Origin of the sequence: Moorena sp. SIO4A5 (assembly GCF_010672005.1) — a bacterium.
Classification (GTDB): domain Bacteria; phylum Cyanobacteriota; class Cyanobacteriia; order Cyanobacteriales; family Coleofasciculaceae; genus Moorena.
On sequence record NZ_JAAHHZ010000141.1, the window covers coordinates 1 to 14,739 of the forward strand.

16 protein-coding genes are annotated in these 14,739 nt (G+C 42.9%); 6 read left to right on the top strand and 10 right to left on the bottom strand.

Annotated features, from left to right (window positions below; translation table 11 throughout):
• Positions 1-772: 772 nt before the first annotated feature.
• Together efp and accB are read left to right on the top strand one after the other, a co-directional pair.
• On the top strand, positions 773-1,330 hold the full coding sequence (gene efp / locus F6K57_RS28675; protein ID WP_293071725.1) for an elongation factor P: 558 nt from the start codon (positions 773-775) through the stop codon (positions 1,328-1,330).
• 144 nt (positions 1,331-1,474) lie between these two features.
• Positions 1,475-2,005 (top strand): acetyl-CoA carboxylase biotin carboxyl carrier protein, encoded by a 531-nt coding sequence (accB, locus tag F6K57_RS28680; protein ID WP_293021715.1) that lies wholly within the window; start codon positions 1,475-1,477, stop codon positions 2,003-2,005.
• 185 nt (positions 2,006-2,190) lie between these two features.
• On the opposite strand, the gene F6K57_RS28685 is transcribed toward accB, so the two are convergent.
• The 3 genes from F6K57_RS28685 to raiA all read right to left on the bottom strand — a co-directional run bounded on the left by F6K57_RS28685 (position 2,191) and on the right by raiA (position 5,016).
• Complete coding sequence (locus F6K57_RS28685; protein WP_293071726.1) at positions 2,191-2,829, bottom strand: GerMN domain-containing protein; 639 nt, start codon at positions 2,827-2,829, stop codon at positions 2,191-2,193.
• A 146-nt stretch (positions 2,830-2,975) separates the two neighbouring features.
• Positions 2,976-3,752: a DUF2993 domain-containing protein gene (locus F6K57_RS28690; RefSeq protein WP_293021719.1), complete on the bottom strand. Its 777-nt coding sequence runs from the start codon at positions 3,750-3,752 to the stop codon at positions 2,976-2,978.
• A gap of 622 nt (positions 3,753-4,374) precedes the next feature.
• Positions 4,375-5,016 carry a ribosome-associated translation inhibitor RaiA gene (gene raiA / locus F6K57_RS28695; protein ID WP_293071727.1) on the bottom strand — a complete coding sequence of 214 codons (642 nt, stop codon included), beginning with the start codon at positions 5,014-5,016 and terminating at the stop codon, positions 4,375-4,377.
• A gap of 191 nt (positions 5,017-5,207) precedes the next feature.
• Here raiA and lipB point away from each other — a divergent pair, with 191 nt between their 5' ends.
• The gene (gene lipB / locus F6K57_RS28700; protein ID WP_293071728.1) at positions 5,208-5,867 is read left to right on the top strand and encodes a lipoyl(octanoyl) transferase LipB; all 660 of its coding nucleotides are present in this window, start codon (positions 5,208-5,210) and stop codon (positions 5,865-5,867) included.
• 200 nt (positions 5,868-6,067) lie between these two features.
• Here lipB and F6K57_RS28705 read toward each other — a convergent pair whose 3' ends face one another.
• The gene (locus F6K57_RS28705; protein ID WP_293071729.1) at positions 6,068-8,062 is read right to left on the bottom strand and encodes an NFACT RNA binding domain-containing protein; all 1,995 of its coding nucleotides are present in this window, start codon (positions 8,060-8,062) and stop codon (positions 6,068-6,070) included.
• A 621-nt stretch (positions 8,063-8,683) separates the two neighbouring features.
• On the opposite strand from F6K57_RS28705, the gene F6K57_RS28710 reads away from it, so the two are divergent.
• Positions 8,684-9,478, top strand: a complete 795-nt coding sequence (locus F6K57_RS28710; protein WP_293071730.1) for a phycobilisome rod-core linker polypeptide — start codon at positions 8,684-8,686, stop codon at positions 9,476-9,478.
• Between the two features lie 272 nt (positions 9,479-9,750).
• A complete protein-coding gene (locus tag F6K57_RS28715; protein ID WP_293071731.1) occupies positions 9,751-10,083 on the top strand; it encodes a Nif11-like leader peptide family natural product precursor in 333 nt (110 codons plus the stop codon).
• A gap of 52 nt (positions 10,084-10,135) precedes the next feature.
• Here F6K57_RS28715 and F6K57_RS28720 read toward each other — a convergent pair whose 3' ends face one another.
• The 6 genes from F6K57_RS28720 to F6K57_RS28745 all read right to left on the bottom strand — a co-directional run bounded on the left by F6K57_RS28720 (position 10,136) and on the right by F6K57_RS28745 (position 14,285).
• Positions 10,136-11,443 (bottom strand): HEAT repeat domain-containing protein, encoded by a 1,308-nt coding sequence (locus F6K57_RS28720; protein WP_293071732.1) that lies wholly within the window; start codon positions 11,441-11,443, stop codon positions 10,136-10,138.
• 2 nt (positions 11,444-11,445) lie between these two features.
• Positions 11,446-11,931 (bottom strand): ankyrin repeat domain-containing protein, encoded by a 486-nt coding sequence (locus tag F6K57_RS28725; protein ID WP_293071733.1) that lies wholly within the window; start codon positions 11,929-11,931, stop codon positions 11,446-11,448.
• 9 nt (positions 11,932-11,940) lie between these two features.
• Positions 11,941-12,240 (bottom strand): ankyrin repeat domain-containing protein, encoded by a 300-nt coding sequence (locus tag F6K57_RS28730; protein WP_293071734.1) that lies wholly within the window; start codon positions 12,238-12,240, stop codon positions 11,941-11,943.
• A 142-nt stretch (positions 12,241-12,382) separates the two neighbouring features.
• Positions 12,383-12,871, bottom strand: a complete 489-nt coding sequence (locus F6K57_RS28735) for a bleomycin hydrolase (protein WP_293021733.1) — start codon at positions 12,869-12,871, stop codon at positions 12,383-12,385.
• Between the two features lie 103 nt (positions 12,872-12,974).
• Positions 12,975-13,508 (bottom strand): phycocyanin subunit beta, encoded by a 534-nt coding sequence (locus tag F6K57_RS28740; RefSeq protein WP_293021735.1) that lies wholly within the window; start codon positions 13,506-13,508, stop codon positions 12,975-12,977.
• A 582-nt stretch (positions 13,509-14,090) separates the two neighbouring features.
• Positions 14,091-14,285, bottom strand: a complete 195-nt coding sequence (locus F6K57_RS28745; RefSeq protein WP_293071735.1) for a hypothetical protein — start codon at positions 14,283-14,285, stop codon at positions 14,091-14,093.
• A 247-nt stretch (positions 14,286-14,532) separates the two neighbouring features.
• Here F6K57_RS28745 and F6K57_RS28750 point away from each other — a divergent pair.
• A partial coding sequence (locus F6K57_RS28750) for a hypothetical protein (protein WP_293071736.1) occupies positions 14,533-14,739 on the top strand: 207 nt, incomplete at its 3' end.

A 14,739-nucleotide genomic window follows, 5' to 3' on the forward strand; every position in this document is an offset into this window, starting at 1 on the left:
CCCTGGTAATCGACTTTCACGAGCAGGTTCTTGATTACCAAAGTTAAACTTAAAGTTCCACCAAGCTCCACTCAGACCTAAGGAAAGGGACATTAACAGCAGCCCCAAGAGGGTAGTCTTGGTCAAGGGTTTCCACCAATCTGGCAAAGAAATCTTTAAAAGTTTCATAAACAATAATTACCCCAAGCATTACACCAGTGGGGTCAAGGCTGATCCACAACGTATCAAAACTTCATCTCATATCTTCCCATGTCAAGGTAGTTTATGATACTGTTGAGCCATTAGCTTCGGTCTTTCAGCTGGGGTCCGTGCCCATCACACCAATAACCCACTGAGCTAGCCAAGTTATCGCCCTCTCCCCCTATGCCTATCCCCTCACAAGGGTAGGTTTTTAAACATTGGGGCGAGTACTTACTTTTAATGCCTAGAAACTCCGAAAAATCTGTATCCAAATATACAATAATTTTAGAAATAATTCTCCCCATTTCCCGCTCTTCCCCTCCTGGGAGGGGTTAGGGGTGGGTTCCGACTCCCGATTCCCGACTCCCGACCCTGATTAAAAAACCTACCCCTGTAAGCTTCCTATCCCCCCATCGATTTAACTAGCGTTGAGGTGATTAGCCAAAAGTATCGTTTAGTTTAGGATGGGCAAGTCACTTAGCGCAACACTTTGGCACAAATCTTTACCTTAACCTCCAAAGTGCAACTTTCAACCTTCAACCTCTCAAGGGTAAAATAAGATGCCGATTGTTCTGCCCGAGTTAGCAGGTTAATGATTTCTAGTAACGACTTTCGCACTGGTGTCTCTATTGAGTTAGATGGATCCGTATGGCGGGTAGTGGAATTTCTCCACGTCAAGCCTGGAAAAGGTTCCGCCTTTGTTCGTACCAAACTAAAAAATGTCCAGACAGGGAATGTTGTAGAGAAAACCTTCCGGGCTGGGGAAACAGTACCCCAGGCAAACCTGGAAAAACGTGCCATGCAGCATACCTACAAAGATGGCGATGAATATGTCTTCATGGATATGGAAAGCTTCGAGGAAACTAGTCTAAGTGAATCCCAGATTGGCGATCGCTGCAAGTATCTCAATGAAGAAATGGAAGTGAACATCCTCTTCTGGAACGACCAGATTCTAGAAGTAGAACTGCCCAATTCTGTAGTGTTGGAAGTAGTCGATACCGATCCTGGTGTTAAAGGTGATACCGCTACTGGCGGTACCAAACCAGCCAAGGTTTCAACAGGAGCTCAGGTGATGGTTCCTCTATTCATTTCCATAGGAGAGCGCATTAAAATCGATACCCGTAATGATTCTTATCTTGGTCGCGAGTAAATTGTTTTGATGCCCTGATTTGATGCCCTGAATAGATCATGGCAATCAAGATAATGGACTCACCTGACTACTAAGGCAAAATAATGCCAAAAAATCTTAACCCTTAGCCTTTAGCCCCAAGACCCTAACCTCTTTTTAAAAATTGTGGCATTAGACATCAATCAACTTCGTGATCTGTTAGCTGCTATTGCTCAAACCGATATTACAGAACTGACCCTCAAGAGTGATGATTTTGAACTCACAGTGCGTAAAGGGGTCAGTATCACCCCTACTAGTGATTCCGGTGAAGCTAGCACTCCTTATCAAGCTGCTGGCTCCGTAGGGGTTCCCATCTCTGGCTCCACTATACCCACTGCTCCCACACCAGTACTAGAGGTAGCCTCAACACCAGCAGCAACAGTCCCATCAGTACCTCCACCAGGGGTAGATCAAAAGTGGGAGGAAATTAACTCACCCATGGTCGGGACATTTTACCGCGCTCCTGCTCCTGATGAAGACCCCTTTGTGGAGGTAGGGGAACGCATTAGTGCTGGTCAAACTGTTTGTATTATTGAAGCTATGAAGCTGATGAACGAAATTGAAGCAGAAGTGAGTGGACAAGTAATGGAAATTTTGGTAAAAAATGGAGAACCAATAGAATATGGTCAAGCACTAATGCGGATTAAACCTGACTAAGGATTACTCCTTAGATAGGTTTGACAGATGTCAAGCTAATAATAGCTGCTAGAAGCGAAAATAGGTTTGCTGGGCATGGGAATTAGAGGTCTGCCAACGTATATTTATGTGCCGCAGCGTCGGTTGACAAATTTTCATCCAACGCTAGTGAGCAACTGCTCAAAGCAGTCTAACCTGGGAAACCTCTAGAGTGGGAAGTTTTGATTGACATCTTGGCGAGTCAGTGGTTGATCAAGCATTAAGCCTTCTCCACCTAAAACCTCTAGTTGTTTCCCATCTACCTCAATCCATACCTGAGTATTGGGGTCTAAACTGCTGGCTGTATAAACAACTTGCGCCAGACGACCGCTCATGGAGCTACTGCCGCCACCAACGGTAAATTCCTGGGACAAATCTACATGAACACCATCACTTTTGAGAGAAACACCCCGTAGTTTTGTACCTTGGGGAATAGTGGTCGTAAATGTGCCATTGGTCGGTCCAGCCAATAAACCCTCGAATGCGCTCTCTAATATCTGACCTTTGTTAAGGGTCTTATTATTTAAGGGAATTGAACTAGGAATTAAAACAATTTGGTTATCAACATCATTGAGCCAATAGACCTGAATTTTTTCCTTAGTTGAGGGTTTTTCAGTTGTGGGTTGTATAGTCTGAGATGACTTAGGTGTAGATGATTGGGGTGTAGTTGTCACAGGCACTTCTGGGGAAGATTGCTGTGAACGCCATGCCCACCAGGTACCTCCACCTCCTGCTGCTAAGACTAGGATGGAAATACTGGCAATCACACCGAGAGGAATACCACGATCGTCTTGTTGGTCATGCATAATAACTGATTAATCAAAAGGTTGATTTACGGTAATTTGATTTACTATGATCAGATAGGACTAGTGGCACGAAACCAAATTGAATTTTTGAGACTTCATCCTTGATATTTCATCCTTCATCTTTGATATTTCATCCTTAACACGGTTTACTCCTTGATCCGGACAAATGCTGCTAATTCTAATTCACTAGGACTTAACTCAAATTGTAAGATTCGGGCTGTGATGCCTTCATCTTCAATATTACTGAGATTTAAGCGCTGGCTGAGACTACCAACAAATAACTTGATTAACTGAGGTGGGAGTGGGTTCCCATCAACCGACAACTTTGGTTCAATTAGCTGTATGCTTTTCCCGGTCAGGATGCCCACACCGGAGTTTAAGATAATCTCTAGGGGTTGATTATCTCCTTGCTGCAATGTCACTTGTAAATAAATACGGTTGTCATCTAGAAAGTCTACTTGTGAGTTCAGTAGTTTATAACGCCTACTGCCACGACTGATCACAGCATTGATCAAATCGTTTAATTGTTCTCTAACTTCCGGCGACTCTAGAGCTTGGTTAATATCTGACTCGGTTAAAACTAGACGCACTCCAGCTTGTAGCGGTTGCCTCAGAGAGTTCGCTAGTGAGTCTTTACCACCTTTACGGACGTTCTCTATATCAAGGTCAATCGGATCAGTTTCTAGTTCCAAGACACCAATCCGGATATCTGGCGTCAGCCATAAGCCCTTACCAGCAATTAAAACCTGGTCTACTTTGCCTGGCAAAATTTGGTAATTGGGAGTGTTGTTAACTCGGACTTGCAATTGCTCGACCTGGGAAAGCTGGGAGCGGATATTGCTTTCGATCACCTTGTCGAGGATGAAACCCACCCCAGAAACCACAGTGATTAAGCCTGATAGGAATATGGTCAAAAATTCCATGGAAAAAAAAAGGCACAACGTTAAGAGTGAGGTGAGGCAAGGAGGGCAGTTAAGGGAGATAGGGTAGGTGTAAGTAGTAGGACAAAATTAAAGTTAACTGTTAAGACTTGGGAACGATAAACTTGCCTATCAGGCAATAGAAGGGGATTCAATGCCTTCACAGGTCTTACACAATTCTTACACATGTCTTAACACAGTTAACTGAATCAGGACTTACGCACCAAGACCGTTAAAACCCGGTTTCTGGTTGTCTTGATGCAGTCGCTCATGGGGGGGACCCCCAAGACCGCGCTGCATCGCTATACATCAAACGCTGAAATCGGTGTAATTACCGTTAATAACCAGGTTGGTGGCGTAAGTGCTGTTTATTTCTATCCAGGTACTTACCAGAAAATTCCCTCTTAATCTTATCCCAAAACCCAGTTGAACAACCCTGTGCTAAGAGCTCCACCACAATTCCAATTTCCATGGAAACACTATAAAGTCAGGCATAAATTGTGATAGCAAACAACCCCACACCAAGCTTTTACGATGGTGTGGAGCTTTGAGAAGATTTTGTTAACTCTGGTCAACGGTCAACGGTCAACGGTCAACGGTCAACCTTTAACCTTCCACAGAGTTTTTATATGAATCCTGCGGCAGCACTAAGGCTTTGAGGCACCTTACCGTTAGTGTGGTGAGTTTTTCCATTGCCATTACGGGGCTGGATTACTCCATATCCGCCATGATTGCGTTCATAGATTACATTAATCTCCCCGGTTTTAATGTTCCGGAACATATAAAAATCGTGGTCTACTAGCTCTAGTTGTTCCAAGGCTTCCTCTACAGTCATTGGGGGCATGGCAAAATACTTCATACGCACCACTTCTTCGGGTAGCTCAGGAGTGCGATCGCTAATCAGATCAACTGGCACCGATTCTTCTTCTAGTATTACCTCTGTCTTGGCCTGATTACGGGTTTTCTGGGATTGCTGCTTCTCCTTATATTTGCGCAGTTGACGATGAATCTTATCAGCCACCAGATCAATGCTGGCATACAAGTTTTCAGTCCCCTCTTGGGCACGAATCACTGTCTTATTGGCATAAATGGTTACTTCAGCTGTCTGTTTCGGGTTTATCCGAGGATTACGAGCCACCGATAGATTTATATCCACCTGATTGGTAATGTTTTGAAAATGATTGACCGCCTTTTCTATTTTTTGATGTACATAGTCACGAATTGCATCGGTGATATCGATGTTTTTACCTTGGATAACAAGCTTCATACTGACTACTCCATCTCGTAACGTTTGCGCTTGACAATAGCAGTGGAGGTTGGGGAGATCTGCTATTGGTTCATACTCTTACCCTATCACTTTGTATTCTAGAGAACATCAACTCTTGATTTCTCTTTAAATTCCTTTGCATTCGTTGACATTGATAAAATAGGGCATAGAGTATGAGATAATTGAGGATTGTGCGTAAATGTTTAATTAGTCATCAAGGCTTAGTCCCTTACACAGTGGCTTGGGAGCAACAGCGATCGCTAGTTAGTCAACGGCTCCAAGATTCCAGTTTGGATGATATTCTCCTGTTGCTGGAGCATCCACCGGTTTACACCCTAGGAAAAGGGTCGAGTATTGACTTTCTCAAATTCGATCCCAATCAGGTTAACTCGGAGGTGCATCGGATAGAGCGTGGTGGTGAAGTGACCTACCACTGTCCTGGACAGCTGGTAGGCTACCCGATTCTCAATCTCCGGTATTATCGCCAAGATTTACACTGGTACCTCAGACAGCTGGAGGAAGTTTTGATTCAGGTATTGGCTGTCTATGGACTCAAGGGTGAGCGGGTGACTGGGATGACTGGTGTCTGGCTAGAAGGATGTAAAGTTGCTGCCATTGGCATTAAGGTGAAGCGCTGGATTACCATGCATGGCTTTGCTTTGAATGTCTGTCCTGACCTTGCAGGTTTTAATCATATCGTTCCCTGCGGCATTGCGGATAAACCCGTGGGTAGTCTAGCTCAGTTTATTCCGGATCTTAATGTGGAACAGGTACGCTTAGATCTGTGTGGTAAATTTGCTGAGGTTCTTGGCGTGCAACTGATTAACCAAGGGGAAAGGGGATTTTCCTGATACCAAATAGCTAAAGTACTGCTACATATTAAAAAAAATCACCAGCTGTGGATACAGCTGGTATGGTCTACACCATTAATTAGAGATACGTCGTCATTTTCCATGAGGAAAATCCAGGCTGCGCGTTCCCAAACCGACAGCCTAAAAATTTCTGATAATTTGATCGTAACAGAGAATACGTTCTTTTTTGTAATTAAAGTTTACATTTTTTGGGTTGAGACAGATGCCATCAGGTAATGACGACCTTGATCAGGACGCCCCCAGAGGATTTGCTCGTGCTTATAAATCGCCATGCCTGGTTTAGCTCCTTTGGGCTTGTAGACATATTTGGGTTTCGTGTAAACCACTGGGACCTGTTCACTCTGACACCCCCGGCTGTTGTAAGCGGCTAGATCAGCAGCAAATTGCAAATCTGCTGGATCAGCTACTGTTCCTGGCTCTAATCTCAGTAGTACATGACTCCCAGCAATCTCTTGGGTATGAAACCAGAGGTCATAATCCCCAGCGGTACGAAATGTCAGCTGGTCATTTTGCCGATTGTTGCGACCAATCAATAATTCAAAGCCACTGGGAGTTTGATATCGATAGGGCTGTGAAACATCCGATAGATTACGACTCCTTTGAGCAGAAGCTTCTAAATATCCTTGCCCAATTAGCTCTTCGCGGATTTCCTGTAGGGTTTGTAAGTCGTCTAGAGTGTTATAGGTGTTTAGCTGAGTCAATGATGCCTCGACTTGCTCTAAATACTGTATTTCCTCTTGTACTTCTTTTAGTAATGGCTCAACCGCATCGCGAGTTCGTTTCAGTTTTTGGTGTCGCTTGTAGAGAGCTTGGGCATTTTGGACAGCATTTTTCTCAGGATTTAAGGGAATCTTGACTGGCTGGTTGGTTTCAAAGTCAGGTAGGGTGATCGATTTCATCCCTGGTTGCCAATCCTGGAGATATGCCATTAATAAGTCAGCTTTTTCTCGGGATTGATCAGCTTGGTCAGATTGCTGTAAACGTTCCTTAAAGCTAGAGGCTTTTTGCCGTAGTTTTCGTAGGTTATTATTTAGCTTCTGAGTCAGTTGGTTATGCAACCGGGCAAACTCGTGTTGATTGAACTGATTGGTGTAGTAAGAATTTAGTAAGGTTTGGATATTTTCAGCTGGTTTAACTATCCCCCAATCCATTACTGTATATCCTTGGTTTGTCCAGCCTGGCTGAAAAAGGTTAGCAGGTTTAAGGTTGGCAGGTTGTTCGCGTAGCGTGGCCTTTTGGCCAAGGTTAGCAGGTTGAAGGTTAACAGGTTGTTCGCGTAGCGTGGCCTTTTGGCCAAGGTTAACAGGTTGTTCGCGTAGCGTGGCCTTTTGGCCAAGGTTAACAGGTTGAAGGTTAGATGGTTGAAGGTTAGATGGTTGAAGGTTAGATGGTTGAAGGTTAGATGGTTGTCGGTTGGCTGTAGACAAGTTGCTAACGTTTAATAAAGTTTGTAACCATTGTTGCCAGCGTTGAAATAGGTTTTGCCAGTCGGATTCTTCTAGGGTTTCGGTGGATTGCTTTGGGTCTAAACCAGCTGCTTGTACCATTGAGCGAGCGAGGGTGGGACTCAATCCTCGATAACTTTTGAGTAACTGATGTGCTACTGCTCCTGGTATCAAACTGACTCGTTCTTGCCAGCTCTGGTAGGGTTCAGTCAAACTGGGGCTAGTGCCAGTCAGGGCTGGTGGGAGTTCGTAGGGTTGACCGGTTTGAATAGTACGGACGGTGGATTGCTGGTTACTGACTTGATGAGCAGTGGTGACAATTAGATTGTCAGCATCAGTGAGGATTAGGTTACTGTATTTGCCGATAATTTCTACATACAAATGCCAAGTCGGAGCTTCTCCAGGGCGTTTGGCAAATTGCAGGTCTAAGACTCTCTCCCAAGGGGCAATGGTTTCGATGGCAATTAGGGCGAAGCCACCTAACTGGTGCCTCAGTTGGTCACTAAAGGTGAAGGTGTCGGGAACCCGAGGGGGTGGATCTCCTATGCAAATTCGGGCAGCTTGGGGATGCCAACAAATGGTGAGCCAACCTCGACCATTTAGGGTGCGTAGGGCGATGGCAATGGTGTAGCGATCGCGTTGATAGACTTGTTCGGCACGTCCTGGTACCCAGGTAGCACGGAGCTCAGAACAAGCAGCGGTCAGGGTGGTATAGTCAACAGGTTGCATGGGCCAGGTGCCAGATCTGAGCTTGGTAGGATTCGGGTTTGAGAATGGGTTCGCCTAGCGGCTCAATGCGCGGGCATCGCATTTTGGCTTTGGCTATGCGATGGGCTTTGCCCCGCTACGCGAACGCAGTCTAGCCCAGTTCCAATTTTCAGTATTTACAATACTATTGTATTAAGTCAGGCTTAGGGCTACGATGTTAGTCGAGAAACTACCTCTTCTCAAGTCAGAGCTAACCTAGCCAGTGTCCTAGATCAAGTACAGGATGACCAACCAATTATTTTATTGTCATCAAAAATTTGCTCAAGCCTGGGAGTAGACTGAGGCCACAGTCAGGTTGATGGTCAGCGATTTCAAGTCGATTTGGGTCCATAGTCGCAAGGGCAATACTGCAGCAGAAAGGGCCGGGTTAGCTGACGTAACCTGGAGTTGGCATGACTTGATCAGCTATCGCACACTGTGCTGATCGACCACCAAATTTTCCAAATAATAATTTTTGTAAATTTGTTTCTCATAAATTAGGACAAGATCGCACCTATTGGTTATTTTTAGTATGGATTGCTTAATCAAGCAATTAAAGACGATTTTAAAAGTTAAGCTTTTTTAGTATTTAGGAGAAAGTGGATGGGAAATTTAGCTCGTTCGGCAACCCTCGGTTTGGATGCCTTTGAAGGAAACCCTTTAGAAATGCGTCCTAATCAGACTGAAGAGGATTTACAAATCATCATTAGGGCTGTTTACAAGCAAGTCTTGGGAAATGAGCATTTAATGGAAGAACAACGTCTGGAAAGTGCTGAAGCACTTCTCCGGGATGATGACATTACTGTTCGTCAGTTTGTGAGGATAATCGCTCAATCCAATTTATATAAGTCACTTTTCTTCCATTCCTCTTCTCCATACCGCTTTATTGAACTGAATTTCAAACATTTGTTAGGTCGTGCGCCTCAATCTCAACAAGAAATTCAAGACCACGTTCAAATCTATTACGAACAAGGATATGATGCTGAGATTGACTCCTACATCGATAGCGAAGAATATATTTTGAACTTTGGAGAATATATTGTTCCTTATCCTCGTAATATTCGTTCCCAAGTTGGTCTCAACAACGAAAGCTTCAATCGCATGTTTTCCTTGTTAAGAGGTTCTCCTACTAGCGACAGAAATAACAGTGCTCAATTAATTACCTCTGTCGCCTCCAATATGGCTACTCCAATCGAGCCCCTTGCTATGGGCAATGGTGGGAACTATGACAATACTGGTAAACGTTTTAAGATTACCTATTCTAGTTCCAACGACTTCGCTCGTGCGCAAAAAGTCAGCAAACAACAGATAACAGTAAGCTTTGATTGTATGTCAAAAGCATTTCAGAATATTCATGGAGTAGGAGGTAAGATTATTAGCATTACAGAGGCACTTTAAAAAGCTCCTCTGTGACCAGCAGCAATTGTCCTAGGTTACCTTAAAACTAATGATTAAATCTCATCTATCTCATCGAGATGAGATAGATGGGATTTTTTTTAATTTTTTTTCAAGAGTGGGACAGGATTGCATAATTTAACACTGGCTGGTATTTAACACTGGTATTGAACACTGGTCGCTGACCTAACTCAGCATAAATGTTTCAAGATTAATTAAAAAATTCATTCGGGCTCAACACATAAACTTACAACTTAGAAAAGATCTTGTTTTTTATGTCTAAACAACAGCTCATGGACTTTATTGTTGCTGTCAAAAAAGATGAATCATTGAAAGCACAATTAAAAGATGCCCAGCCCGAAGAAATTATCCGTATTGCCGAGCAAGCAGGATTTAAGTTCTCCGAAGAGGTTAAGGGGAGATTTAGGAATCGCTGGGCAGGAGTCTACAGCTGTCCTCAAAGGGAGGATATTAACGAGATCTGTCCAGCACTTTGTCCGCCAGGTTTTAAGTCATTAGCTGAGTACTCTCAGTCAACCTGCACCCCTTACGACAAAGAAGAAAAATATGATTTTCGTTCTGGCTTTAAATATACTAATGTAACATAGTTTAATAAATAACATAGTTTGGGGTTTGGGGATTTTCGGGACATCAAGTCCCTTAATCTCCCTGGTCTACCTCCCTACCCTGCTTACCCTGAGGGGGGTAACTCTTGCCCTTTAGTTGAATCAGCCAATCAGAGTCATTAGCACAAAGAGCGCGACCACTTGAATCACCCAAATAATCTAATGCTAATAAACAAGCATACTTTAATTTCCAAACTTTACTTTCAAGACCAGCTTTTAAATGGGGAATTGCTTGCTTGTTACCTAAGTTACCTAAAGAGATAGCAGCTGCAATTCTCGATTTGACAAATTTGTCTCCCAAATTAAGTAAGGTATCCACAAAGAGATCGTAAGCAGGTTCGTATTTCAACCAACCAAATAGTTTAATAATATGGTAGTGAGCTCCGTAATCTTCCTGAGCGTTTTCGTCAAAAGATTTTTTTAATATTTCTCCAGCATTAGGGTAAAAATCGAGCATCGCCTTACTTGCCAAATAACAATAGGCAAAATCTGTATTGTAGAGGTCTTGAATTACTCTTTCCAAACTCGGTTTTTGGGGATATTCATAAGCCATTTTAAGGTCTTGAGGATGATCCCAAATTGCTAAATCAAAACTCGATTCCATTACCGAATCATCAACGGTTCCTTTTTCTTGTGCCTGATCTGCTAAAAATCGCATTCCCCGAAGACGTAGAGATTGGGAAACAGGAGCAGCAGCTATATCAGGAATAGCCCCATCGTATTCTAAATCCATCAGGTCTTGAATCGCTCCTCGCCGGGCGTGAATGTTTTTATCATTCAAGAATTTGATAATTCGATGGACTTGATTGTCATCTCCTGATAACTTACAGGTAGCAGCTATGGCTGCACAAGCTATGGCAGAATCTTCTGATTCCGTAAATCGAGCAATTCTTGCCAATGCTGGTTTATAATTGAGTTTAGTTAGAGTTTGAATGATTACTCGATAAATTTGTCCTTCTTTCTCTAATAATTGAGCAATTTTTTCCAGAATGTCCTGATTAGATGTCCCAATCTCGCCGATTGCCCAAACAGTATTTTCTACCATATAGCGATCATTATCGGCCAAGAAAGGTTCCATGACTTCGATGGCATGATTAACCTTTAAGCGTCCTAATGATTCGATGGCTTTACGCTGTGCTTGACGATTTTCCCGTGCAGGATTAGGGTCTTGCAAAACTTTGATTAGTGCTTTGATTGAGCGTTCCGTAGGAAAGTTTACTAAATGAGCTGCTGCTAGATAACGGTGATATTTTTCTTTTAGTTGTTCTACTGGTGTTTCCAAAAGTTCAATCGCTTTTTCTTCTGATAAACCAGGAAATAAGTTTAGAAAAGGACTAGTCATCTTTAAATTGAGGATTTGAGCAGTTTGACAATATCGCTATAACCTTGCTTTTGAGCCATCATCAATGCTGTGTAACCATATTCGTCTTGGGCATTAATATCTGCCCCAACTTTAAGCAAGGTTTTTACCGCATCTATATGACCATGAGCTGCTGCCATCATCAGTGCAGTCCAACCATGTTGATCTTGAGGGTTAATATCTGCTCCATAGTTGAGCAATATTTTTACGGTTTCTGTATGTCCCGATGATGCTGCTGCCTGTAATGCGGTTCCGCCATATTTATCTATCGCATTTACCTCCGCACCCTTTTCAAGTAAAACTTGTAAGGTCTTCGTTTGCCCTTCCCGCGCTGCCCACATCAATACCGTTCTACCAAAGAGATTATCTTTTCCATCGATATTAGTAACGTTTTCAAGTAATAAACTTAAAGTCTTAGTATCACCGCTCTTAGCTGCCTCTATTAATTGAGCGTTTATCTCAGCAATCATAATAGTAATTTATTCTTTTGCTCCGCTATCCCTGAGAATTTGCTGGATTTCTTTTAAGTTGAGTTTGATAGCATATTTTAATGGGGTATAATCCCAATCATTGATGGCATTAACATCAGCTCCTTTCTCGATCAAAAATTCCACAATCTCTCTATAGTTACGAGATACAGAACGCATTAGAGCAGTGGCATTTTCTTTATCCTTAACATTGACATCAGCCCCTTGGGCTACTAGGGATTTTACGACTTCTAGATCTCCATCTTTACTTGCCTGTAAAAGTCCTTCGTTAAGATCATTTGTAGAATTCATAATTATCTGTCAAACACCAATCAAAAACAAACTGATAAAGTTAAATAACCCTGAGCAGTAAACTTAACCAATAAAGCTAAGCATCCTGCCCAGAGTTTTATAAAGAGAATTAACTCATCAAATTAAATTGATGGCAATGTCCCTAGGACATAGAGTTAATTAAATAGTCGATATAACCAGTCAATTCTGTGGCAGCTTGAGCAGACATATCGCGAGGAACGCAGATACGATCTCTTACTTTAGTGAAGGCAGCCACATAAGCAGCAGTATTGATTCCGAGGGAGCGGTAAACTTCACGGGCTCCCGCAATACCCCATTCGTCAAGAGGACCAGTACCACCAATAACTAAGCAATAATTAATTAAGCGTAGGTAGGTAGTTACATCGCGAAGACATTTGTCTTTGCGTACTTCAGGAGTGCAACCTTTGCTAACTCCGTCGGGAAATTCTGCATAAACTGCATCAACAGCTTCTTTAGCAACGGCTGCGTAGTTGGAAGCTAGCTTGTCTGCTGCTTCTAGACGCGCATCAGCCCGTTGAATATTACCAGCAATAGATTCTAAATCAGATCCACTGGGATACCGACCTGCGGTATCTGCTGAAGCAATCGTAGTGGTTAACACTGATTTCATGACTCAATTATCTCCTATTTTTCAATTAATGTAATTGCAGCTCAAACAACAGCTTGATTAAAACTCCTTTAATCAGCATTAAAACTTGTCTAACCAGCTAAGGTTAGCTAATCGCTGTCGTTACTGCATCGAAATAACCACCAATTTCTGAGGCTAATGAGGCGCAATCACCTTGAGTTACAGTCATTTTGCGCTGAGAAGCTGTGTTAGTTACAAAGGCAAGAGCAGCAGCTTTCATAATGTTGACAGCACGACTGACACTACCTGTAGGAACACCTAATGCGGAGTAAGTTTCTTTTAAGCCATTTAAGCAACGGTCATTGAGTACAGAAGCATCTCCTGCCAAAATAGCATAGGTGATATAACGTAGAACGATATCCCCATCCCGAAGGCAAGCAGCCATTTTACGATTGGTATAGATACTACCACCAGGTGCTGTCAGACCCTCGTTTTCGCACACAATACCAGATACAGCATCAGACACGATACAACTAGAGTTGCTAGTAATGAAGCTCGCAGCATCTAGACGGCGGTTTCCCAAAGAAACAAATTCTTTGAGAGCATTTAGGCCATCACCACCGAGAAATTCACCCTTTTGGTCTGATGCAACTACTGCTCTGGAAAAAGCATCGAACATTTGTTTGTCCTTGAATTTATACAAAAGGTTTATGGATATCTCTATGAAGATACAATAATGAAGGTTCTCTTAGTCCTGTTTCTGAGAAACAATGTAATAAAAGTTTATATTTTAGCCTAATCCGCAAGAAGACCCACGCCTAGTTGTCCTCAGAGCGCGGCAAGAAAAGTCCTAGGGGCGAAGCCTTTGGGGAATCATTGCAGGCTGAAACCCTAGTAAGTCCATTTATAGCAACCGGCACGACGGTTAGGACGCCAGTTGCCAGACAGGCTCGATGGGATCCCGTAGACAATCAAACTGGTTGAGTTGCTTGCCTTAGCAACTTTGGAGCCGAGACCAGCATCCCTCAATCTGGCTAAGGTCTGGTTAATCGGTAGGTAAGTATTATAGCGCTACGCGCAAGGGCTTTAGGCATGCATGCAAGAGGCAAGAGGCAAGAGGCAAGAGGCAAGGGTGCATCTCATATTTGAAAAGGTGCGCTTGACCCATTAAGAATTAAAGCGCGCCTATCGGCAAAGCCGACGCGGGGCGCGAACGGGCGCGCACCTAAATGTTCTGTAGGGTGCGTTAGGGGCGCTCGCCCTAATTTTCAGCCTCAATGCCCGGGTTAGGTTGCTGCCCGATTGTAACGGGCAAGATGCCCGTTCCACCCACCAGGTCAAACAACATGCATTGAGATGCACCCAGAGGCAAGAGGCAAGAGGCAAGAGGCAAGAGGCAAGAGGCAAGAGGCAAGAGGGGAAAGATATCCTCTTTTTTGACAATAAAATTAAACATTACTATTGTATCTAGTCCCAGCATGACATTGATTACTCGACTTTTTTTTTCTCGATTTCAGTAATTAAAAAATCGCTAGTATAGGAATTTTAGCAATTAGTATTTACGGCGATTATAGTTTAGATTTAGATCTAAAAATGTACTTTATTAATTTACACTAATTTTGTAATAATAATTAAGTCATATTAAATTTGCAATTTTTCAAAAAAAAGTTGCCATTAAAGATTAGTTTCGTGCTATAATAAAAGTGACCTTAATTAATAAGGTAAAAAACCAGCCCCCTCAGAGTGAACAACTACGGGGCTGGCTATTACCCCCTAGTAAAATAGGATTGGGTAAATCGACAGGATTACTCCTGTTTCGTCCCCTTGGCACCGTGCGAACAAGTCTCCAAGTACACGGCGCGACCAATTCCTTTAGAACTCATTTATCATTACCTCCTCTTTTCTTAGGT

Bases quoted from the DNA above. Each gene is read 5' to 3' on its own strand.
- efp (WP_293071725.1), top strand. From the start codon at position 773: ATGATTTCTAGTAACGACTTTCGCACTGGTGTCTCTATTGAGTTAGAT.
- F6K57_RS28685 (WP_293071726.1), bottom strand. From the start codon at position 2,829: ATGCATGACCAACAAGACGATCGTGGTATTCCTCTCGGTGTGATTGCC.
- F6K57_RS28690 (WP_293021719.1), bottom strand. From the start codon at position 3,752: ATGGAATTTTTGACCATATTCCTATCAGGCTTAATCACTGTGGTTTCT.
- raiA (WP_293071727.1), bottom strand. From the start codon at position 5,016: ATGAAGCTTGTTATCCAAGGTAAAAACATCGATATCACCGATGCAATT.
- F6K57_RS28705 (WP_293071729.1), bottom strand. From the start codon at position 8,062: ATGCAACCTGTTGACTATACCACCCTGACCGCTGCTTGTTCTGAGCTC.
- F6K57_RS28710 (WP_293071730.1), top strand. From the start codon at position 8,684: ATGGGAAATTTAGCTCGTTCGGCAACCCTCGGTTTGGATGCCTTTGAA.
- F6K57_RS28715 (WP_293071731.1), top strand. From the start codon at position 9,751: ATGTCTAAACAACAGCTCATGGACTTTATTGTTGCTGTCAAAAAAGAT.
- F6K57_RS28720 (WP_293071732.1), bottom strand. From the start codon at position 11,443: ATGACTAGTCCTTTTCTAAACTTATTTCCTGGTTTATCAGAAGAAAAA.
- F6K57_RS28725 (WP_293071733.1), bottom strand. From the start codon at position 11,931: ATGATTGCTGAGATAAACGCTCAATTAATAGAGGCAGCTAAGAGCGGT.
- F6K57_RS28730 (WP_293071734.1), bottom strand. From the start codon at position 12,240: ATGAATTCTACAAATGATCTTAACGAAGGACTTTTACAGGCAAGTAAA.
- F6K57_RS28735 (WP_293021733.1), bottom strand. From the start codon at position 12,871: ATGAAATCAGTGTTAACCACTACGATTGCTTCAGCAGATACCGCAGGT.
- F6K57_RS28740 (WP_293021735.1), bottom strand. From the start codon at position 13,508: ATGTTCGATGCTTTTTCCAGAGCAGTAGTTGCATCAGACCAAAAGGGT.
- F6K57_RS28745 (WP_293071735.1), bottom strand. From the start codon at position 14,285: ATGTTTAATTTTATTGTCAAAAAAGAGGATATCTTTCCCCTCTTGCCT.